The organism is Marinobacter goseongensis, from assembly GCF_023156235.1.
In the GTDB taxonomy this organism is placed as follows: Bacteria; Pseudomonadota; Gammaproteobacteria; order Pseudomonadales; family Oleiphilaceae; genus Marinobacter; species Marinobacter goseongensis.
This window is the reverse complement of the sequence record NZ_JAKZAI010000006.1, coordinates 52,277-73,511: the sequence shown is the minus strand read 5'-3', so window position 1 is coordinate 73,511 and position 21,235 is coordinate 52,277. Positions and strand designations below refer to the sequence as shown.

Here is a 21,235-nt window from a genome sequence, read left to right as displayed (position 1 = left end):
CACACCAGACCGGCTGGCAGAACGCCGGGATGGCTTTGCGCTGTGACTACAACCAAGTAAACTTAGCGCCTGTTTTGGAAACCGGAGCAACACCTTATGCGAATTTTCCAGGCCCTTCGCAGCCTGATCCTCACTGTTTTCCGCAAGATTCTGTTTTTGTGGGTTCGAACGGATGTCAGTGGTAACCGGCGCGAAGCACTCGGGCTCGATCCCGACACGCCTGTTTGCTATGTGTTGCAATACAGCTCCATGTCCAGCCGCCTGGTCCTTGAGCAGGAGGTGCTCAGGGCCGATTTGCCCGGGGCAGAGTCCAGCCTGCCGGTCAAGAATGGCCCGGCACACTCCTTCTTTTTCCTCTACCGCCGCATTGGCGGAATGTTCCAGTCGCGGCAAACGCCGGTCCCCACCGCCCAGTTTCAGGCACTGGTGCGCTATGGCCTGGAACACCCGGAAAAGGATGTGCAGATCGTACCGGTATCGTTGTTCTGGGGCCGATCCCCGGACAAGGAGAAATCACTGGTCAAGCTGCTGCTGTCCGACACCTGGTCGGTGGCTGGCCGGCTGCAGAAATTCCTGATCATCATGCTGCACGGGCGCAACACCTACGTTCAGTTCAACCAGCCACTGTCGCTCAAGCAGGTCATCGACGAGTACCGTCACAGTGAGGAGCGCGCCAACCGTAAGCTGGCGCGCATTCTGCGCACTCATTTCCGGCGTGTGCGCCAGGCGGTCCTGGGGCCGGACCTGTCCCACCGGCGCACGCTGGTTGAGGGTCTGGTGCGAACCCAGGCGGTCAAGGAAGCCATCCGTGAAACCGCCCGCAAGGACGATATCCCGCCGGAAAAAGTGCGGGCCAAGGCGTACAAGTACGCCGACGAAATCGCCGCCAGCATGTCCATCGTCACCATCCGCTTTCTGGAGGTGGTGCTGGCCTGGTTATGGAACCGGATCTACAACGGCATTGCCGTTAACAACATCAACGTGGCCAAGGAAGTAGCCCAGGATAACGCAGTAGTCTATGTACCCTGCCATCGCTCTCACATCGATTACCTGCTGCTGTCCTATGTGCTGTACAAGAATGGTCTGATGCCGCCGCACATCGCTGCCGGCATCAACCTGAACATGCCCGTGGTCGGGCCTATTCTGCGGCGCGGCGGGGCCTTCTTCATGCGCCGCAGCTTCAAGGACAACCCGCTCTACGCCACGGTGTTCAATGAATACATGCACGTGATGTTCACCCGCGGCTATTCGGTGGAATACTTTGTGGAGGGTGGGCGCAGCCGCACCGGGCGCATGCTGCAGCCCCGTCCCGGCATGCTGGCAATGACCGTGCGCAGCTTCCTGCGCAATCACCGCAAGCCGATCGTGTTTGTTCCGGTCTATGTCGGCTATGAGAAGGTGATGGAAGGCCGCTCATACCTGGGTGAGCTGCGCGGCAAGAAAAAACAGAAAGAGAGTGTGTTCGGGCTGGCCAAGACCGTGCGCAAGCTGAGCAATTCCTTTGGCCGGGTGGCTGTGAACTTTGGCGAAGCCATTCCGCTGGCCGAGGTGCTGAGCGAAGTGCATCCGACCTGGCGTGACGAGGCCTATGACACAGAATACCGTCCGGCATGGCTGCCCGATGCCGTGGAAGCACTGGCCCTGAGAGTGGCGTCCAATATCAACGCTTCGGTGGCGGTCAACCCCATCGGCATGACCGCCACCGTGCTGTTGGGTGCGGAGCGCATGGCGATGGATGAAAGTCAGCTGATCCGCCTGATGGATCAGTACGCTGACCTGCTCAGGGCCTTCCCTTACGCCGACACGGTGACTCTGCCCGAAGGCAGTGGCAAAGACTGGGTGGCTTACTGTGAAAACATGGGGTTGATCTCCCGCCAGCCGCAGAAACTGGGTGACATCATCGCGTTGCAGGGCAGCAACGCCACCTTGATGACCTATTACCGGAACAACATTCAGCACCTGTTTGCGCTGCCTTCGCTGATTGCCAGTCTGTTCGAGAACAAAAACTCGCTGCAGCGGGAGAAAATCGTGTTTCTGGCCAACGTGGCCTACCCCTATCTGCAATCTGAGCTGTTTCTCAAATACCAGCCGGACGAAGTGGAAGGCGTCGTCAATCAGTGGATTGATCTGTTGATCGAGAAAGGTCTGATCTTTGAGAGGGAGGGACGGATCTGCCGTCCTGAGGAAGGCACCGACGCCATGTTGCGGCTGCGGGTGTTGTCGCGGTTCATCATCCAGACATTGGAGCGTTACCACATCGCCATCGGCATTCTGCGCAAGTACGGATCGGGGCGGATCAGCGCGGCCGAACTGGAGGAACAGAGCACCCTGCTGGCCGAGCGGATGTCGATCCTGTTCGGCCTGAATGCGCCGGAATTCTTCGACAAATCCCTGTTCCGCAACTTCATTGCCAACATGCAGAAAAACGGCGTCATCACGACCGACGACGACGGCCTGCTGTGCTATACCGAGGGCCTGAATGAGGTGGCGGAGGATGCCCGCCTGGTGCTCAGTGTGGAAAAACGCCAGGCCATCCAGCAGGTCACCATGCTCGGCGCCTGATCAGCTGGCGCCGGGCAAGGCCCTTACCGGATAGAGGTCATAGCGGCTGCTTTTGCCCTCAATGCGGGTGGCCGGCTCCGGGCCTGCGATGGCCGCTGCCTTACGGGGCCGCTTGACCACCACACGATAGGTGACCGCCCTCAGGGCCGCCGCCAGCAGTGCTTCGGCGTCATCGTCGTCGCCAACGACGGCGCGAAACACCTGCATTTCCTTTTTCACCAGCGCCGATTTGTCCCGATGCGGAAACATCGGGTCCAGGTAGACGATGTCCGCAGCGCCCTCCGGTGCCTGCGACAACCAGTCAACACTGCTGCCCTCTTGCAGGGTCATGCGCGCGATGATCGGCGCCACCTCGGTATTCAGCGCCGCCCGTGCCAGCCCGTCGGCCAGCAACGCATGAATAAACGGATTCCGCTCAAACAGCGTGACCCGACATCCCAGTCCGGCAAGCACAAACGCGTCCTGCCCGAGGCCGGCGGTGGCATCCACTACGTGCAGGGGCGCGCGAGTCTTCTGCAGGCCGATGGCCTTGGCCACCAGTTGCCCTGTGCCACCGCCATGCTCGCGGCGATAACCCGCCTTACCGGACACGAATTCTGCTCTCACAGGCCCCGGCGCACCCTTGCCGGTCATCTGCAGGCACAGGCCCTGCTCGTCAGACAGCAGCAGCACGGCGACGTCAGCCATTTGCCGGGGTTTCACAACCCCGAGAAAAGGTACCGCGAGGCGATCCGCCAGCGCGCGCGCCTCTGCCGCATTGCCCAGAGGGCTGCAGGCCACGGCAACGGAGGCTTTGACAGGATTGGGATCAGACAACATCAGACCAGTATATCAATACCAGCCAGACTGTTTTCGCCAGACTCACCTCGGGTGGCTATGTCTGCAAAGGTCGACAGAGCCCGGGATGTGGCAAGGGGGAGCTCGTCTGCGCGGAAGCGCTCCAGGCGAGCGTCTTCGGCGGCACGGCGGGCCTCCACGCGACGCTCAAGGCTTTCGGTGTCAAGGCGGGGGGCGGCGGTTTCGTCACGACCGGCGGCCAGATCCCGGCGCACGCCGTCGGCGTTTTTTTCCGGCGCAGAGGCCGGGGCGCGGGCCACATCACTGCGCTCCCTGACCGGGCTGTTATTACCAGTCTGGAAGGCAGCGTTATTGTTCGGGTTGATACCACCGATCATGGGTTAAAACCGAAAAGAATTAGAGAAGTCGAGTATGGAACAACCTCGCCAGGATTTAAAGCCCGTTGCACAGTTCTTAACCAATCTACCACAACATAACAAACAGCAGCACACCTAACAGCAGGCGATAGATCACAAACGGCATCATCCCCAGACGCTCAAGAAATTTGAGAAACAGGTGAATACACACCACCGCACTGACAAACGACACCAGCGTACCCAGCAGAATCGCTGTCCAGTCGGTTGCGCCACCCTGCTCGGTCAGTTCCAGCGTTTTCAGCAGGCCCGCCGCCAGAATCAGTGGAATAGACAACAGAAAGGAAAAACGTGCCGCCGCTTCCCGCTTCAGCCCGAGGAACAGCGCGGCGGTGATAGTGATGCCAGAGCGGGAGGTGCCCGGAATCAGAGCCAGTGCCTGGGCCAGGCCCACCACAATGGCGTCTTTCATGGTCAGAGCCGGCAGGTCGCGAGTCTGACGGCCCACGACATCGGACCACCACAGAACCAGTCCAAAACCGATGGTCGATACGGCGATCACCAGCCCCGAGCGCAGCTCGGTTTCGATAAAGTCGTTCAACAACAGGCCCGCCAGCCCTGCGGGGATCGTACCCGCGATCACCGCCCAGGCGAGACCGCTGTCACCACCAACGCGACCCCGAACCGTGTCGCTACACCAGGCCAGGGTCAGGCGATAGACTTCCCGGCGGAAATACCACATGACCGCGGTCAGCGTTCCCACGTGCACGGCCACATCGAACGCCAACCCCTGGTCGGGCCAACCGAGCACCTGTGATGGCAGAATAAGATGGGCAGAACTGCTGATCGGCAGGAATTCCGTCAGCCCCTGGACCACGGCCAGAGCAATGATATGCCACAGTTCCATCGGCAAGATTTCCACAAAGGAGTGAGGGTTTGATCAGCGACCGGGAAGCTTTTTCCAGGTCACTTCGTCCCGGATATAAACCGGCTGAGCCTGGGCCGCGGACACCCCGCCACCCTTCGCCAGCTCGTCGCTGGCCAGGCGGGCCACGCAGCTGGCGCGGGGCACCAGCGTGTCGTCCACCACCACGGCGGCAGTCACAACACCTGACGGCATCTGATTCTTCAGGCGCCAGCCCTGTCCGGCTCCGGCCCAGTGGCCGGAGACCGGCGGCAGGCTTACAGCCTCGGGCGCACATACCTGTTCAGTACCCAGTAACCTCGGGCGACCGGCCTGGGCCTGGAAGCAGCCCCAGTAAACTTCGCTCATGCGCGCGTCGAAAGCCACGGCAACACCATCGCCGTCTTTCATGTCCAGCGTATCCATCGCCCCGAGCGCAACGGCCGCCAGTGAGGATACCGGCAGAACCGGCAGATCCAGCCCCCACGCCAGGCCCTGCACCACGCCCGTGGCAATCCGCAGCCCGGTGAACGAACCGGGGCCGCAGGCAAACGCCAGTGCATCCAGGTCCGCCGGCACCAGATTCTGTTCGCTCAGCAGCTCACGAATCATCGGCATCAACAGCCGGGTATGGCCTCGCGGCGCGAGATCGAAGCGTTCAGACACACGGCCGTCGACCAGCAGCGCGGCCGAACAGCCTTCCGAAGAGGTATCCAGGGCCAGTAACTTCACGAATGCTGCGGTTGCCTCACGCTGACGGGTTGATAACAGTGGAACCGTTACTTCAGTTTCTGAAGAATCTGATCGCGGATAGAGTCCAGGCTGCCCACACCCTCCACCCGCACATATTTCGGCGCGGCGGTTGCGTCGCGGGAGGCCCAGTCCTGGTAATAGTCAATCAGCGGCGCGGTTTGTTCATGGTAGATTTTCAGACGCTTGCGTACGGTTTCTTCCTTGTCGTCCTCACGCTGAACCAGTGCTTCACCGGTTTCATCGTCCTTGCCTTCCGCCTTGGGGGGATCGAATTTCACATGATAGATGCGGCCACTGCCTTCGTGAACGCGGCGACCGGACAGACGGCTGACAATTTCTTCGTCGTCCACGGCTATTTCGACGACGTAATCGATCACGATACCCTGGTCTTTCAGGGCTTCCGCCTGGGGAATGGTGCGGGGAAAGCCATCCAGCAAAAAGCCGTTCTTGCAATCCGGCTGCTGGATGCGCTCTTCGATCAGCGCGATGATGATATCGTCAGACACAAGACCGCCGGTTGCCATGACTTCTTTGACCTGCTTGCCCAGCTCGGATTCCGCTTTCACCGCAGCGCGCAGCATGTCGCCCGTGGAAATCTGGGGAATGCCGAAGCGCTCGGTAATGAACTGGGCCTGGGTGCCCTTACCCGCGCCTGGTGCGCCTAACATGATGATTCGCATACCGCTGTGCTCCCATAGTATTTAGTCATTATCGTTTGAAAAGCTACGGCAAAAACATCTGCCTTTGCGACAGCCTCTCTGCCCTCTCCGGGGCACGGCCAAAAAATGGCGAACGCGCATTATACGAAGTCAGCCGGCTCAGAGAAAGTCGACCTCCGTATCATGCAACAGTGTGGATCAATCAGGGTCCCGCCCGAAAACGTGGCGATCAGGATGACAGGGATGCGGCCAGGGCGTCCAGTTCTCCGGCAACCCCGTCTATATCAGCGCCAAGGGCTGCCAACGCGGCGTCATCCAGTCCCAGCGCTGCTGCCAGCGCGGGCAGATCATCGGGGTTGAATTCGTCCCCGATACCACGCTCTTTCAACAGGCCGTTGGCAAGCTGCACCATCAATACATACTGATCGTGCTCACCATGATAACCGGATTGCTGGTGCATACCGGCCGCCTTCACCACCGGATCGGGCAATTGCCAGAGGCGGTGGAGAATACCGCCGATGGCACCGTGCCCGACCGCGAGGATGTCCTGATCGTTTCCGGCACCGAATACCTGCACCTCCAGCGAGTGCATGCTGGCTTCCGGATTGGCTTCCCGCAACTTGTTGAGCTCATCAAACTCCGCCGGGAACAGGTGACCTACCAGCAGCAGGCCGAAGTTGTGCAGAAGCCCACAAAGGTACGACAACCCCTTGTCGGCATCGCACCAGGTGGCCATGCGCTGACACAGAAACGCGCAGTACAGGGAATGCCGCCAGAAACTGTCCATGCCCAGCATGCCGTGGCGCGGAACATCAAAGGCGCGAACCGAGGCAATGCCGAGGGCAATGTGGGCGACACGATCAAAGCCCAGCACGCGGGTAACCGCCTCCTGAACGGACGTGATCTGGCCGGGATAATTGAACAGCGCGGAACGCGCATACCGCATGATCTGGGCCGTCAGACTGGGGTCGAACTCAATCAGTTCGGCCAGCTCCCGGGCCGTAGCCTCGGTATTGGCCGTCAGTTTGAGAATACGAAGAGCCAGTGCCGGCATCGGGGGCAGCCGGTAAAGCTTCTGCAGCTTATCGGCCACTTCTTCCAGCGTTAGCGACTCCCGCTTATCGTTACCCTGACCACGAATAACCAGATGCCCACCCCGCGCGCCGGCCAGCGCCAGACGCAGCGCGCGACCCTCCAGTTCTATCAGGGTATGGTCGTTGCCGGCGGTCATCAGGGCGCGACCGACCTGCAGCACATCTTCATCAACCAGCACCGGAATGTCGTAGGCAGCGCCGATCGGCGGCTGGAACCCCGGGTCGCAGTCTGCGAACAGGCGGCCGCCCTGGCGGGCGGTCAACGGTTGCAGGCGACGGCCGGTGAGCTGCTGCACCGCATCCAGATCCAGAGAGCTGTCAAAACCGTGAACAGCCATCACCACACCATTGATGTCGATCAACAGCGTGCCCCGGATAAAGTCCTCCGGGGGCAGCCCCGAAGCCATCACCGAGGCATCCTCATTGAGTGCCTGACCGATGGGCAGCTCCCGGTATGAAATGCCCTTGCGGGTTAAAAACCCTGCCAGCCGCGCCGCTACCGCCACCTGATTACTCCTGTCCTGAACACTGGTCCGTCAGCCGGTGTTGCGCATGCCGGCCGCAATCCCTGCCATGGTCACTTTCAGAGCCCGCTCCACCATCTCCGGGACCTCGCCCTTGCCCTCACCTTCCCGATCACGCCGGAGAAGCTCCGCCTGCAAGTAATGAAGTGGGTCAGTATACGGGTTCCTCACCCGCATGGAATGGGCGAACACCGGTTCGCCTTCCAGCAGGGTCTGCTGTTCCTTGAGTTCCAGCAGCCGTTCGATGCAACCGGCCAGGCGGGATCGCAGGCTTTCTCCCAGCGTACGCAACTCGTCATCATCCAGAAGGGTCTGCTCATAATAGCTGGCGATACGCAGATCTGCCTTGGCCAGTACCATCTCCAGCATATCCACGTAGGTACGGAAAAAGGGCCAGCCTTTCATCATGTCCCGCAACGCGGGCAGTCGGTCACTTCTCGCCGCCTCTTCCAGCGCGACGTCACTGCCCAGCCAGCTGGGCAGCATCAACCGCATTTGTGTCCACGCGAAGATCCACGGAATCGCGCGCAGGCTCTCCACGCCACCACTGGCCTTGCGGCGTGCCGGGCGACTACCCAGCGCCAGCTTGCCCAGCGCCTGCTCCGGCGTCACCTGCCGGAAATAGGGTACAAAATCCGGGTCTTCCCGCACCACATCGCGGTAGGCTTTCAGCGAGCGTTGCGTCAACCAATCCATAGTTTCCCGCCATGCCGGTTCCGGCTCAGGGGGCGGCGCCAACGTCGCCTCAATGACCGCCGTGGTATACAGGGTCAGGCTCTGCTCCGCCAGCCGGGGCAGGCCGAACTTGAAACGAATCATCTCGCCCTGCTCGGTGATGCGGAAACTGCCGTTCACCGATCCCGGGGGTTGCGACAAAATCGCGCGGTTGGCAGGACCACCGCCCCGACCCACCGTGCCGCCACGGCCGTGGAACAGGGTCAGATGAACGCCGTACTGATTGGCCACCGCGGTGAGCTTTTCCTGGGCCTGGTACTGGGCCCAGGCGGCCATCAACTGGCCGGCATCCTTGGAGGAATCGGAATAGCCGATCATCACTTCCTGTCGGCCCTGACAGTATTCGCGGTACCACTCCACCTCATACAGCGCTGCCATACTGTCCGGTGCTCCGGTGAGGTCATCGAGAGTCTCGAACAGCGGTACCACGCGCATCGGGAAGGTCATCCCGGATTCCCGCAGCAACAGAATCACGCTGAGCACGTCAGAAGGCTTGCTGGCCATCGAAATCACGTAGGACCCGAGCGCTTCCGGGGTTTGACGGGCAACCACCTCGCAGGTCGCCAACACTTCCCTCACGGGCTCGGACGGCTGCCAGTTCCGCGGTACCAGGGGGCGACGCCCCTGTAGTTCCTCCAGCAGGAAACGCTGCCGCTCCTCCTCCGGCCAGGAGAGGTAGTCGCCCAGCCCGAGAAAGTCGACCATTTCCGCCACGGCCTCGGCGTGGCGGGCCGCCTCCTGACGGATGTCCAGACGGATCAACGGCAGGCCGAAGGTGTGCGCACGGCGAATGGTATCCAGCAGCGGGCCGTTGGCGATGTGTTCCAGTCCGCACGCCACCAGCGAGCGGTAGCAGACCTCCAGTGGCGCGATAAAATCCTCGTTCTCGAACAGGATATCGCTGTCATCCGCAGGCTCGCCGTTCACCGCGGCCTCGGCCCAGTCACGGGTTTTGACCAGACGCTCCCGCAACCCGGCCAACACATGCCGATAGGGTTCACGGCTGTCGCCGACCAGAGCCTTGAGCTCGTCACTGGCCTGCCACATGGAGAGCTCGGCACGCAGGGCCTGGATATCCCGCAGGTAGAGATCCGCCGCCATCCAGCGCCCCAACAAGAATACCTTGCGGGTCACCTGGTGGGTCACGTTGGGGTTACCGTCGCGGTCACCGCCCATCCAGGAGGCGATGCGGATCGGTGCAACAGCCAGAGGCAACCCGTTCCCGGTGGCCTCCGACAACGACAGATCGAGACTTCTCAGGAACCGCGGCAGCGCCTGCCACAGACTGTTTTCGATCACTGCAAAGCCCCACTTTGCCTCGTCCACCGCGGTGGGGCGCTCGTGGCGAATTTCATCCGTGTGCCAGGCCTCGGCAATCAATTGCTCCAGGCGGTAGACGACTTCCTCCCGCTCCGCCGGCATCAGATCATCATGATCCAGGCGCGCCAGGCAATCGGACATTTCGTCGTATTTCATGATCAGGGTGCGACGGGCCACTTCGGTGGGGTGCGCGGTCATCACGAACTCAATACGCAGGTCCGCGACCCGTTGATGCAGCTCCGCCGCACTGATGCCCGAGGCCTTCAGGCGTTCGAACACCTCACCGAATGACTCCACCATCAGGTCTGACTGATGACCGCGCTTGCGGCGTATACCGTGATACTGTTCCGCCAGATTAGCCAGATTGAGGAACTGGTTGAAGGCGCGGGTGACCGGCAACAACTCGTCATCACCAAGCTTGCCGAGCAGACTGACCAGGCGCTGACCGGATCCGCTTTCCTGGCGCCGATCGGCTTTCGCAGCGGCGCGAATTTCCTCAATGCGGTCGAAACATTCCTGCCCCGGGTAGCGCCGGATGCTCTGGCCCAGCAATTCGCCCAGCATGCGCACGTTTTCTCGAAGATCGGGATGTAGCTCTGTCACATTGGCGTCCTTTTAAATTGACGGAGGCGAAGTAAACTAACGATACTAATAACGATTAACGCCCGTAGTCGCAAGGAGAATTCATGAAAGTTACCGATCTGCCCAAGCACTGGGAAAGCAAGAAAGAAAACGTCGAGCGGACCCACGACTACAACCTGCGACTGCCGCTGGAGGACGCCGCGCGTGTTGCTGCCCTGGCGGACCTTTACCCGGACAGAACCGAGAGTGACATTCTCAACGACATGATCGGAGCCGCCCTGGATGATCTGGTCAGACAGACCCCGTTAAAGGGAAAACTGGAAGGGAAGGATAAGTAACGCAGGCAAGTCCGTCACAGGGTGGCAACACCACCCTGTGACCTGTCTTTACAGCGGTTGGCGTCAGCGCTTTTAGGCGACTGACTCCAACTGACGGGCTTTGAGACGCTGGATATGCTTCTGACTCAGGCTGACGAAGCGCGGTGTCATGCCCTGGTCCTCATAGATCTCGAAGCCATCCTCGTCATACGCCACGACCTTGGTGCCCTGGACGTAAGGGAAGCTGGTTTCCAGCTCGTCCAGGGACGCGGAAATCAGGTCCCGCATCAGGTCCTGCGGCGATTTCATCGGGTAAAGAGCGGCCAGTTTTTCCAGTCGCTTGTGATGCTGGTCAGACAACTCCGTAAAATAGGCATCCCGGGTCAACCGTCCCCGTGCGTGCTTATCCCAGTAATTGACCAGATCTTTTATCTTCATGGTGCCTTCACTCCTGCATCTTCTCGACGGCATACGGCGCACTGCTTCAGTGCAGCCGTTTAGGAAAGTGTAGTCGAAGGAAGCGGGGTCCGGTGCAACAAATTGGTAACGGATTGTACTTACCGAAGTCCCGCCTCAGCCCTTGTTTTCATTGCTTTTCGACGCCTTTCACCTGTTGCCAGATGGCATCCAGGGCCTCCAGGGACTGGTCATCGAATTGGCGACCCTCGTCGTTGAGGCGCTGCTCGATCGCCCGGAATCGCGCCTCGAATTTGTGGTTGGTGCGGTTCAGCGCCTGCTCTGGATTCACCCTGGTGAAACGCCCCAGATTCACACAGACAAACAGCAGATCGCCGAGCTCGTCTTCCACCGCATCGGCAGGACCGGTGCCCGCCTGCGCCGCATGCCAGGCTTCCTTGAGTTCGTCGATTTCCTCATGCAGCTTGTCAAAAACCGGCTCGATATCGGGCCAGTCAAAACCGTGGTTGGAGGCGCGCTTCTGCAGCTTTTCGGCACGCGCCATGGCCGGCAGGGTCCTGGCAATGCCATCCAGCAGGCTGGCTTGTGCGGCCTCCGGCTTGGGGGCCAGGGCCCGCTCCTCGGCTTTGATGCGCTCCCAACTGGCTTTGATCCACGCCTCATCCGGGCGGTTATCCGGATCAATCCGACTTTCCAGGGTGCCGTTGGGGAACACATGGGGATGACGACGGATCAGTTTGCGGACCAGGTTGTCCACCACGGAATCGAAATCAAAGTGCCCCTGCTCCTGCCCCATCCGGGCGTAGAAAATCACCTGAAACAGCAAGTCGCCCAGCTCATCCTCGAGGTGCGGGAAATCGGCCCGATCAATGGCATCGGCCACCTCGTATGCCTCCTCCAGCGTATGGGGCACGATGCTGCCGAAGGTCTGTTTGATGTCCCAGGGGCACCCGGTGTCCGGATCCCGCAGCCGGGCCATCAGTTGCTTGAGGTGCTCGATGGAGTAGCTCATCCGCGCTTGCGCCTTACATCAATGATGTTGGGGAGATTACGAATCTGGGCCAGCAGCCGGGCCAGCTGTTCCAGGCTCGAGATTTCCACGGTTACCGTCATGGTGGCCGTATTCTCGTCCTTGTTGCTGAGCGTGTTCAGCGACAGCACATCGCTTTTGGACGAGGACAGCACCTGGGTGATATCCCGCAGCAGCCCGGAGCGATCATAGGCTTCAATTTCCACATCCACGGGATACACCGAGGCTGGCCGGCCACCCCAGCTTACCTCGATAATCCGGTTCGGTTCGAACTCCCGCAGGTTCAGGAAGGTAATGCAGTCCTGCCGGTGCACTGTCACACCCCGCCCTACGGTGATGTAGCCGCCGATCTCATCCCCCGGCAACGGCTTACAGCACTTCGCCACCTGAGTTTTGAGTTTGCCAACGCCCACAATCTGGATATCCGATTCGGTGTCGTACGGTTTGCGGCGCTGGGCGGTGAGCTTCAGGTCCAGCTGCTCGGACTTGGGCTCCAGCATCTGCTGGGCAACATTGGCCACGTGGGTCGGGCGCAGATCCCCGGCTCCGACCGCCGCGAACATATCCTCTGCATCCTGATAGTTGACCTTGCGGGCAAGATCGCCAAGGTCGACGTCGTAAAGGGATAGCCGCCGGAACTCGTCTTCCAGGATGGCCCGACCATCGATGATGTTGCGGCCGCGATCCTGCTGCTTGAACCAGTGGGTCACCTTGGCCCGCGCCCGCGAGGTCTGGATATACCCCAGACTGGGGTTGAGCCAGTCGCGACTGGGTGCGGGGTTGTTGGAGGTCAGGATAAAGATCTGGTCCCCGGTCTTGAGGGGATAGATCAGTGGCACGATGCGGGCATTGACCCGCGCACCCCGGCAGGCATGGCCGACCTCAGTGTGCACCCGGTAGGCGAAATCCACCGGGGTGGCGCCCTGGGGTAAATCCACCACATGACCCTCCGGCGTGAACACGTACACCCGGTCCGATGCCACATCGCTCTTCAGGTGATCCGCCAGGCCGGACAGATCGCCCAGCTCTTCCTGCCATTCCAGCACCTGGCGCAGCCAGTTGATCTTGGCGTCGTACCCGGTCGAGCGGTTGCCCTTGTCGGTGCCCTTATACAGCCAGTGGGCACAGACCCCCAGCTCGGCTTCCTCGTGCATCTTGTGGGTGCGGATCTGCACCTCCATCACCTTGCCTTCCGGGCCAATCACCGCCGTGTGCAGGGACTGGTAGCCGTTCTCCTTGGGGTTGGCGATGTAATCGTCAAATTCATTGGGAATGTGGCGCCACAGGGTGTGGACAATGCCCAGCGCGGCGTAGCAGTCCCGCACCTCCGGCACCAGTACCCGCACCGCACGGACATCATAGACCTGGGAGAAATCGATGCCCTTGCGGCGCATTTTCCGCCAGATACTGTAGATGTGCTTGGCCCGCCCGGACAGCTCGCCTTCAATGCCGAAGTTCTTGAGTTCGGTTTTCAGGGTGTCGATCACCCGCCGGATGTAGCTCTCGCGGTCCAGGCGCTTTTCATCCAGCAGCTTGGCGATTTTTTTGTACGCGGAACCGTGCAGGTAGCGGAAAGACAGGTCTTCCAGCTCCCACTTGATGTGACCGATGCCCAGCCGATGGGCCAGAGGCGCATAGATATCGAACACCTCCCGTGCCACCCGCATGCGCTTTTCTTCTGAGCCATCCTTGACTGCCCGGATCGCGCAGGTACGTTCCGCCAGTTTGATCAACGCCACGCGAACGTCGTCGATCATGGTCACCAGCATCTTGCGGACATTGTCGAGCTGGCCCTCGCTCTGCCCCAGCACATTGCCCTTGAGCGGGTGGTGGATGGAGGAAATCGCCGCCATCTGCTGAACACCGTTGATCAGCTCGGCGACCTCGTCCCCGAACTCCTTGCGGATCGTCTCCAGGGGCACGCGCTCCTCACGCACCGCGCGATACAGTATGGCCGCCACCAGGCTGGCCTGATCCATGTGCAGTTCCGCCAGCACCTGAGCCATTTCGATCCCGGTGCGGAAACTGCTGGCGCCCTCGGCCCACAGGCGGTCTTCGCGGAACGCCTGCAGGTCAATCTCGGCGGCCGTCTCGCAGGCGCGACGGAACTGATCAACGTTCTCCAGGTGGATTTGCGACTCGATCTGCCGCACCCACCGCTCGATGTCGATCTGGCCGTCTCCTGTGACGGCGTAGTCTTCCCGAACTTTTACCATATCGGCTTTGTTATTCCCGGTTATTGATCCGGCCATCCCTGACCGGATTATCGGTTACTTGTCCACGCGCTCGAACAGCGCGATGGACTCAACGTGGGTGGTGTGCGGGAACATGTCCATCACACCGGCCCTGACCAGACGGTAGCCGTTTCGCACCATCACCCCTGCGTCCCGGGCCAGCGTGGCCGGATTGCAGGATACGTAGACAATTCGTCCGGCACCGAACCGGGTCAGGTATTCGCACACCTCCAGCGCACCGGATCTGGGGGGATCGATCAGTATTTTGTCGAAGCCTTCCCCGGCCCAGGGCTGGGCGGTAAAATCCGCCTGCAGATCGGCGCCGTGGAAAGTGACATTTTCGAGGCCATTGAGTTCCGCATTTTCGCGCCCGCGAACCACCATGGCTTCATCGCCCTCCACGCCGACGACCTGCCCGGCACGACGCGCCAGCGGCAACGTAAAGTTGCCAAGCCCACAGAACAGATCCAGCACCCGCTCGCCCGGCTGGATATCCAGCCAGTCCACCGCCCTGTGTACCATGGTGCTGTTGATGCCCGCATTGACCTGGGTAAAGTCCATGGGATGAAACTTCATGGTCAGGTCAAATTCCTCCAGCCGATAGCTGAGGCGCTCATCCTGGTTGCTGCCATCCGTTTCCGGCAGCGGCCAGATCCGGTGCACAGTATCCGGGCCCTTGGGCTGGAGATAGATATGCAATTCATGGGCCTGACCGAAGGCAATCAGCTTCGCCCGATCCGCGTCGCTGAGTGCATCCATATTCCGGAACACCATCACCGCCACATCGTCCCCACAGGCAATTTCCACCTGTGGAATGCGGTTGAAGGCTTCCAGCCCATGCAGCAACTCCCGCAGCGGGGTGATGCGCTCACCAATACGCGGGTCCATCACCACACAGCGGTCGATGTCGGTCAGGAAGCTGTTGCGCTTCTCGCGGAAACCCACCAGTACCGACTCTCGGGCCGGCACATAACGCACCCCCATGCGCGCCTTACGGCGATAGCCGAGGGTGTCAGGGGAGCGCATCGGGGCCACCCACTGGTCCGGCTCGATGCCCCCGAAATGGGCAAAGTGTTCCCGCAGAGTGTCCTCCTTGAACCGGATCTGGGCATCCGCCTCCATATGCTGGAGACTGCAGCCACCGCACAGGTCGGCATAGTCGCACGGCGGCGTTACCCGTTCCGGGGCCGCCTCCAGCACCTCCAGGGTGCGCAGCTCATCAAACTTGCTGCGCGAGCCCACCACCTTGGCCATCACCGTCTCGCCCGGCAGCGCTCCGTCGACAAACTGGATCTTGCCGTCCTGACGGGCAATGCCCCGGCCGTCATGACTCAGGGTCTCAACCACACAACGGACCGGTTCCTTGGGAAGAACCTTCCTGCGTCTTCTGCTCATACTTAATTCTCTTGCTGCGGTTCAGGCGCCGGGGAAGACGCCGGTGGACAGGTAGCGATCGCCCCGGTCACAGATAATGGCCACGATGACTGCGTTTTCAACCTGAGCGGACAGCTGCAGGGCCGCAGCAATTGAGCCTCCGGAGGAAACACCGCAGAAAATGCCCTCTTCCCGGGCCAGGGCCCGCATGGTGTCCTCGGCTTCCTGCTGGCCAATGTCCAGCACCTGATCGACCCGTGCAGCATCGTAGATCCTGGGCAGGTAGGGCTCCGGCCATCGACGGATGCCCGGTATCGCTGCCCCTTCTTTTGGCTGCAGACCGATAATGCGGATATCGGGATTGCGCTCCTTGAGGTAGCGAGACACCCCCATGATGGTGCCGGTGGTGCCCATGGAGCTGATGAAATGGGTCACCCGGCCGCCGGTCTGCTCCCAGATTTCCGGACCGGTGGTGCGGTAGTGCGCCAGCGGGTTGTCCTGATTGGCAAACTGATCAAGCACCTTGCCCTTGCCCTCGGCTTCCATCTTCTGCGCCAGGTCACGGGCGGTCTCCATGCCTTCCTCTTTGGACACCGTCACTATCTCCGCGCCATAGGCACGCATGGAGGCACGGCGCTCTTCACTCATGTTCGCCGGCATGATCAGCACCATCCGGTAACCCTTGATGGCGGCCGCCATGGCCAGGGCGATGCCGGTGTTGCCACTGGTGGCCTCAATGAGTGTGTCGCCGGGCTTGATATCACCCCGGCGCTCGGCCTCCTGAATCATACTGATCGCCGGGCGGTCCTTGACCGAACCGGCGGGATTATTGCCTTCCAGTTTGGCCAGAATGACATTGCTGGTTTCGCCCGGCAGGCGTTGCAGGCGAACCAGGGGCGTGTGCCCGACATAATCTTCTATGGTGGGGAAATTCATACCGAAACCTTCCTCAAATCTGCCGTCACCCGACAGGCCGGGCAACCAGACCGGCCATCGCCTGTGATACACTTTCCGGTCGCATGATACGCGTTATGGTCGCCGTCTCCCAATACAGCTTGTCGCTATATCCATGACCGGCGGCTATATCCGGATCAGAGCCGCGCTGCTAACGCTGCACCGGTCTCCCGGATCATCTATTCTGACAGGGAAGTACAGCCGTTGATCCGGCTGTAAACGAGACAACAGGAACACTCTATGCGGCGTTGGGGCATTCGCAAAAAAGTTCTCGTGGTGACACTCGTCCCCACGCTTCTGACCACTCTGGTTCTGGGCCTGTTCTTTACTTACAGCTGGGTCACCAATATTGAAAGCCTGCTCCAGGACCGGGGCCAGTCGCTATCCCGCCAGCTGGCCGCCGGCTCCGAGTATGGTCTGTTCACTGCCAACCGCAGCCTGCTGAACAGCCTTTCGAACGCCCTGCTGGAAGAGCAGGATGTGCGCTCGATCACCTTTTTTGACAGCGAGCGCAAACGCCTGCTTCACACTGGCCCCGGCAGCGCCGACATCATTCCTGAAAGCGAGTTGACTCCCGAACGACCGAAACGGATTTTCCGCGCGGACAGCACGCTGTTCGTCACCCCGGTATTTCTTCAGGACCTGATGATCGAGAACATGCTGGAGCCGACCGGCAGCCAGCCACCGAACAGCCAGGGCATGCCGCTGGGCTGGGCCGCGGTGGAGATGTCACACATCCGCACCGAGAAGGAAACCTACAAAGCCCTGCTGATATCACTGATGCTGGTGCTCGGCGGCGTATTGCTCAGCCTGATCATCGCCCTGCGCCTGAGCCGCGCCTTCACCGACCCGGTATTCGAGCTCAACGCGGCAGTCGCCCGCCTCAAGGAAGGCAAGCTCGATACCCGGGTGCACACCGGCGCCGGGCCGGAGTTCGAGCAGCTGGAGTCAGGCCTCAATGCCATGGCCGAAGAGCTCAGCAAGGCCCAGGCCGAGATGCAGCAGAACATTGACCAGGCCACCGAAGATCTGCGGGAAACCCTGGAAACTATCGAGATCCAGAACATCGAGCTGGATTTCGCCCGTAAGGAGGCGCTGGAAGCCAGTCGCATCAAGTCGGAATTCCTGGCCAACATGTCCCACGAAATCCGTACGCCCCTGAACGGCATCATCGGTTTCACCGAGTTGTTGCTGAAAAGCCCGCTGCCCCGTCAGCAACGGGACCACCTGAGCACCATCCGCAAGTCTTCGGAAATCCTGCTGACCATCATCAACGACATCCTCGACTTCTCCAAGATAGAAGCCGGCAAGCTGATCCTCGACCGGGTTCCCTTCCCGCTGCGGGACATCGTCGAGGATGTCATGGTGATGCTCGCGCCGGCGGCCCACAGCAAGAATCTCGACCTTGTGCCCCTGGTCTACAACGATGTACCGGACAACATCATGGGGGACCCGCTGCGGGTCAAACAGGTTATTACCAATCTGGTGAATAACGCCATCAAGTTCACCCAGACCGGTGAAGTGGTTCTGCGGGCCAGCCTCGAGGACGAAGACAAAGAAAGCAACCGGGTTACGCTGCGCATCAGCATTACTGATTCCGGCGTGGGGCTGTCTCGCGCCCAGCAGCAATCGCTATTCAATGCGTTCAGCCAGGCGGATGCCTCCACCGCCCGTCAATACGGCGGCACCGGTCTGGGCCTGGCGATCTCCAAGCGACTGGTGGAGGAAATGGGCGGCAAGATCGGGCTCCAGAGCGAGCTCGGCAAAGGCTCCACCTTCTGGTTCACGCTGACCTCGGAGTTGTCCGGCGCAGCCGATGGCAGCGCACCCCGGGACGCCCTGCGGGGCGAGCGCGTGATCTATCTCGAGCAACAGAAAACCTCCGGCCTTGCCGTGGAACACCTGCTGCGGGAATGGGGCATGGAAGTGGATACCGTGGCATCGACCGGCGCCATGCAGGAGCAGGTTGAGGAGGCCCAGCGCAACCAGTCAGGATACGCGCTTGCCATCGTCGGCATCACCCGGCATCTACTCAATTCCAGCCAGTACTGTGGTCTGGTGCGCAACCTGGAACTGGAGCGGGACTGCCGCACCCTGCTACTGACCCCTACCCTCGACACCCACGACACGCCGCTGTCCGGTCTTGCCAGCGGGCACCTGACCAAGCCCATCTGCCGCGACGCGTTGTATGACGAAATGCTGTTGCTGGTTCACGGCATCAACTCCGGTCAGAAGACACTGATCGAGTACCCGAGCCAACCCGCGTGGCAACCGGCCGGTGATATGCCACGGATACTTGCGGTGGATGACAACGACGCCAACCTGAAACTGGTGATGACCCTGCTGCAGGATTGCAAGGTTAATGCCGAAGGCGCCTCAAGCGGTTTCGAGGCCATCAGTAAAGCCCGGAACAAGCCCTTCGATCTGGTGTTCATGGATTTGCAGATGCCCGGCATGGACGGCGTGGAGACGACCGCCCGGCTGCGCGCGATGGATACCAAAACCCACCGCACGCCGGTGATCGCGCTCACCGCCCATGCCCTGGCCGACGAGCAGGATCGCCTCGCGCGCCAGGGATTCGACGGCTATCTTGCCAAGCCGATCAGCAGCACCCATCTGATCGAGACCATTCGTGAGTACACCGGATATGCGTGCGAGACATTGCCTACCCACCATCGCGAAGTGGTACCGGAGGTTCGGGATACCCGCCGGGCGCTACGCCCGTCCACCCGCAAACTTCAGCACGACTGCGTGAGTGTTGAAGAGAGCATTCAACTGGCCGCCGGCAAAGCCGACCTGGCGGAAGAGCTGTTCAGTATGTTGCTGGAACAGCTACCGGCGGACGTGGAGAAAATTCATCAGCAGTGGGCTAAAGGCGACCTGGAACAGGTACTGGAGTGCGTTCACAAACTGCATGGCGCCACCCGATATTGTGGTGTGCCGGAACTGAGAGCGGCAGCCAATCAGCTTGAAACCGGTCTGAAATGCTCCTCTCCGGGGCTGGCCTATGAGAAGGACCAGTTGCTCGGCGCGATCGAGCGCCTGCAGATATGGAGTGAGCAAACCGACTGGCAGGCGATGTTCCGCGGGCAGACAGGCACCGATGAAAACAGCCCCGCCAACACGGACAGTCTGACCTGAGGCCTCTGTCAGGTAAGTCCGCGGGCGCTTTCGAGAATCGCTTTCATTTCACGCACGGCGTCTTTCAGGCCGGTAAACACCGCGCGGGCGATGATCGCATGGCCGATATTCAGCTCGTTGATGCCGGAAATGGCCGCGACACGCTCGGTGTTGTGGTAATGCAGGCCATGGCCGGCGTTTACAATCAGGCCTTTTTTACGGGCGTAGGCGACCGCATCCGCCAGCACCCGGAACGCGGCGTCCGCCGCTTGCGGCGTTTCTGCTTCGGCATATTCGCCGGTGTGTAGCTCGATCACCGGCGCACCGCAACGAATGGCGGCGTCTATCTGGGCAGCGTCCGGGTCGATAAACAGCGACACTTCCGCACCGATTCGGGCCAGCCGCTCGCAGGCTTTGGCAACCCGAGCTTCCTGACCCTCCACATCCAGCCCACCCTCGGTGGTCAGCTCCTCGCGCTTTTCCGGTACCAGACAGACGCATTCGGGGCGAACCTGCTCGGCAAAGGCAAGCATGGCATCGGTCACCGCCATTTCCAGGTTCATCTTGGTCTGCAACACTTCCTTGAGCATCAGTACATCCCGATCCTGGATGTGCCGCCGGTCTTCCCTGGGGTGTATGGTGATACCGTCGGCACCGGCCTCTTCGGCCAGCAGCGCGGCCTGTACCGGATCCGGATAACGGGTCCCCCTGGCCTGCCGCAGGGTGGCCACGTGGTCGATGTTCACACCGAGTAAGACTCTGGGATTCATTGGTTTCTCTCCGTCGGTTCTTTCCGACCGTGGCTGAATAGGGTTCTGCTGTGCAGGGGTTTGCCCTGCAGCAGGTAGTCCACCAGCACCCGCATGACCCGCTTGGCGGTGCGCCGGCACTCCAGTGATACGAAGTCGCCCTCTGCCAGGGCCAGTAATGCATCACCCGGCAGGTTGCGAAGACGCACTTGCTGGCTCGGCACCTGCACGATGCCCTGCTCCGGATCATAACAATAGCGCTGGCCGGGCTCGACCCCTGCACCGGTGTCACGGGCCAGATCCCACGCAAAACTGTAGCCCAGGGCTTCGACAAAGGAGCGTTCGAAACGGCGCAGAACCGGCTCTACATCGTCGTTGCCGGCCAGTTCCGCGAGCACGTCGATGTAGGCAGCAAACAGGGTGGGATGGGGGTCGGCAGCGGGCAGAATCCGTTGCAGCAGTTCGTTGATGTACAAGCCGCTGTACAGCGGCGTGGTGCCCCGCAGCACCGGGCCGCTGCGCACTTCGGTCTGGGTCAGGGTTTTCAGATCGCCGCGCCCGGTCCAGTCCAGCAGCAGGGGCTGGAACGGTTGCAACTGGGCTTTGAGCGGACTGCGGGCGCTGTTGGCACCGCGAGCAATCAGGGACATCCGGCCGGCATTCAGGCTGAACACGTCGACCTGAAGGCTGGTTTCCCTCCAGGGCCGGCGATGAAGGACATACGCCGGTTCCTGTTGCACAGCCGTCGCCATTGGC

General features: G+C 60.9%; 17 protein-coding genes. 3 read left to right on the top strand and 14 right to left on the bottom strand.

What is annotated here, in order from left to right; all coding sequences use genetic code 11:
- The first annotated feature begins 96 nt into the window (after positions 1-96).
- Entirely contained in the window at positions 97-2,562 is a 2,466-nt protein-coding gene (gene plsB, locus MLC70_RS06895) for a glycerol-3-phosphate 1-O-acyltransferase PlsB (RefSeq protein ID WP_248182497.1), read from the top strand.
- Here plsB and MLC70_RS06890 read toward each other — a convergent pair whose 3' ends face one another.
- From MLC70_RS06890 to ppc, 7 genes are all read right to left on the bottom strand, one after another.
- Positions 2,563-3,381 carry a class I SAM-dependent methyltransferase gene (locus MLC70_RS06890; protein ID WP_248182495.1) on the bottom strand — a complete coding sequence of 273 codons (819 nt, stop codon included), beginning with the start codon at positions 3,379-3,381 and terminating at the stop codon, positions 2,563-2,565.
- Positions 3,381-3,737 carry a UDP pyrophosphate phosphatase gene (locus tag MLC70_RS06885; protein WP_248182494.1) on the bottom strand — a complete coding sequence of 119 codons (357 nt, stop codon included), beginning with the start codon at positions 3,735-3,737 and terminating at the stop codon, positions 3,381-3,383. The genes MLC70_RS06890 and MLC70_RS06885 overlap by 1 nt, the downstream gene beginning before the upstream one ends.
- A gap of 85 nt (positions 3,738-3,822) precedes the next feature.
- Positions 3,823-4,620, bottom strand: coding sequence for an undecaprenyl-diphosphate phosphatase (locus tag MLC70_RS06880; protein ID WP_248182491.1), 798 nt, complete (start codon positions 4,618-4,620; stop codon positions 3,823-3,825).
- Positions 4,621-4,653: 33 nt separating this feature from the next.
- Positions 4,654-5,349: a tRNA (adenosine(37)-N6)-threonylcarbamoyltransferase complex dimerization subunit type 1 TsaB gene (gene tsaB / locus MLC70_RS06875; RefSeq protein ID WP_248182490.1), complete on the bottom strand. Its 696-nt coding sequence runs from the start codon at positions 5,347-5,349 to the stop codon at positions 4,654-4,656.
- Positions 5,350-5,396: 47 nt separating this feature from the next.
- Positions 5,397-6,050, bottom strand: coding sequence for an adenylate kinase (adk, locus tag MLC70_RS06870; protein WP_248182489.1), 654 nt, complete (start codon positions 6,048-6,050; stop codon positions 5,397-5,399).
- 208 nt (positions 6,051-6,258) lie between these two features.
- Positions 6,259-7,629, bottom strand: coding sequence for an HDOD domain-containing protein (locus MLC70_RS06865; protein WP_248182488.1), 1,371 nt, complete (start codon positions 7,627-7,629; stop codon positions 6,259-6,261).
- 30 nt (positions 7,630-7,659) lie between these two features.
- Entirely contained in the window at positions 7,660-10,305 is a 2,646-nt protein-coding gene (gene ppc / locus MLC70_RS06860) for a phosphoenolpyruvate carboxylase (protein WP_248182487.1), read from the bottom strand.
- An 83-nt stretch (positions 10,306-10,388) separates the two neighbouring features.
- Here ppc and MLC70_RS06855 point away from each other — a divergent pair, with 83 nt between their 5' ends.
- Positions 10,389-10,622: a hypothetical protein gene (locus MLC70_RS06855; RefSeq protein ID WP_248182485.1), complete on the top strand. Its 234-nt coding sequence runs from the start codon at positions 10,389-10,391 to the stop codon at positions 10,620-10,622.
- A gap of 72 nt (positions 10,623-10,694) precedes the next feature.
- Here MLC70_RS06855 and MLC70_RS06850 read toward each other — a convergent pair whose 3' ends face one another.
- From MLC70_RS06850 to cysM, 5 genes are all read right to left on the bottom strand, one after another.
- Positions 10,695-11,039, bottom strand: a complete 345-nt coding sequence (locus MLC70_RS06850; RefSeq protein ID WP_248182484.1) for a pilin assembly protein — start codon at positions 11,037-11,039, stop codon at positions 10,695-10,697.
- 148 nt (positions 11,040-11,187) lie between these two features.
- Positions 11,188-12,030, bottom strand: coding sequence for a nucleoside triphosphate pyrophosphohydrolase (gene mazG, locus MLC70_RS06845; protein ID WP_248182482.1), 843 nt, complete (start codon positions 12,028-12,030; stop codon positions 11,188-11,190).
- Positions 12,027-14,264, bottom strand: coding sequence for a GTP diphosphokinase (relA, locus tag MLC70_RS06840; protein ID WP_248182480.1), 2,238 nt, complete (start codon positions 14,262-14,264; stop codon positions 12,027-12,029). Before relA ends, mazG begins: the two co-directional genes overlap by 4 nt.
- A gap of 54 nt (positions 14,265-14,318) precedes the next feature.
- Positions 14,319-15,677, bottom strand: coding sequence for a 23S rRNA (uracil(1939)-C(5))-methyltransferase RlmD (gene rlmD, locus MLC70_RS06835; protein WP_248182477.1), 1,359 nt, complete (start codon positions 15,675-15,677; stop codon positions 14,319-14,321).
- A 21-nt stretch (positions 15,678-15,698) separates the two neighbouring features.
- The gene (gene cysM, locus MLC70_RS06830; RefSeq protein WP_248182475.1) at positions 15,699-16,592 is read right to left on the bottom strand and encodes a cysteine synthase CysM; all 894 of its coding nucleotides are present in this window, start codon (positions 16,590-16,592) and stop codon (positions 15,699-15,701) included.
- 258 nt (positions 16,593-16,850) lie between these two features.
- Between cysM and MLC70_RS06825 the strand changes: the two genes are divergently transcribed.
- Complete coding sequence (locus MLC70_RS06825) at positions 16,851-19,751, top strand: ATP-binding protein (protein ID WP_248182473.1); 2,901 nt, start codon at positions 16,851-16,853, stop codon at positions 19,749-19,751.
- A gap of 8 nt (positions 19,752-19,759) precedes the next feature.
- Here the strand turns inward: MLC70_RS06825 and pdxJ are convergent, their stop codons facing one another.
- Both pdxJ and recO read right to left on the bottom strand, forming a co-directional pair.
- Complete coding sequence (gene pdxJ / locus MLC70_RS06820; protein ID WP_248182472.1) at positions 19,760-20,500, bottom strand: pyridoxine 5'-phosphate synthase; 741 nt, start codon at positions 20,498-20,500, stop codon at positions 19,760-19,762.
- Entirely contained in the window at positions 20,497-21,231 is a 735-nt protein-coding gene (gene recO / locus MLC70_RS06815; RefSeq protein ID WP_248182471.1) for a DNA repair protein RecO, read from the bottom strand. Before recO ends, pdxJ begins: the two co-directional genes overlap by 4 nt.
- Positions 21,232-21,235 lie beyond the last annotated feature (4 nt).

Coding starts and splice junctions, on each gene's coding strand:
- pdxJ (WP_248182472.1), bottom strand. CDS start 20,500: ATGAATCCCAGAGTCTTACTCGGTGTGAACATCGACCACGTGGCCACC.
- recO (WP_248182471.1), bottom strand. CDS start 21,231: ATGGCGACGGCTGTGCAACAGGAACCGGCGTATGTCCTTCATCGCCGG.
- plsB (WP_248182497.1), top strand. CDS start 97: ATGCGAATTTTCCAGGCCCTTCGCAGCCTGATCCTCACTGTTTTCCGC.
- MLC70_RS06885 (WP_248182494.1), bottom strand. CDS start 3,737: ATGATCGGTGGTATCAACCCGAACAATAACGCTGCCTTCCAGACTGGT.
- rlmD (WP_248182477.1), bottom strand. CDS start 15,677: ATGAGCAGAAGACGCAGGAAGGTTCTTCCCAAGGAACCGGTCCGTTGT.
- adk (WP_248182489.1), bottom strand. CDS start 6,050: ATGCGAATCATCATGTTAGGCGCACCAGGCGCGGGTAAGGGCACCCAG.
- MLC70_RS06850 (WP_248182484.1), bottom strand. CDS start 11,039: ATGAAGATAAAAGATCTGGTCAATTACTGGGATAAGCACGCACGGGGA.
- cysM (WP_248182475.1), bottom strand. CDS start 16,592: ATGAATTTCCCCACCATAGAAGATTATGTCGGGCACACGCCCCTGGTT.
- relA (WP_248182480.1), bottom strand. CDS start 14,264: ATGGTAAAAGTTCGGGAAGACTACGCCGTCACAGGAGACGGCCAGATC.
- MLC70_RS06825 (WP_248182473.1), top strand. CDS start 16,851: ATGCGGCGTTGGGGCATTCGCAAAAAAGTTCTCGTGGTGACACTCGTC.
- MLC70_RS06890 (WP_248182495.1), bottom strand. CDS start 3,381: ATGTTGTCTGATCCCAATCCTGTCAAAGCCTCCGTTGCCGTGGCCTGC.
- MLC70_RS06880 (WP_248182491.1), bottom strand. CDS start 4,620: ATGGAACTGTGGCATATCATTGCTCTGGCCGTGGTCCAGGGGCTGACG.
- MLC70_RS06855 (WP_248182485.1), top strand. CDS start 10,389: ATGAAAGTTACCGATCTGCCCAAGCACTGGGAAAGCAAGAAAGAAAAC.
- mazG (WP_248182482.1), bottom strand. CDS start 12,030: ATGAGCTACTCCATCGAGCACCTCAAGCAACTGATGGCCCGGCTGCGG.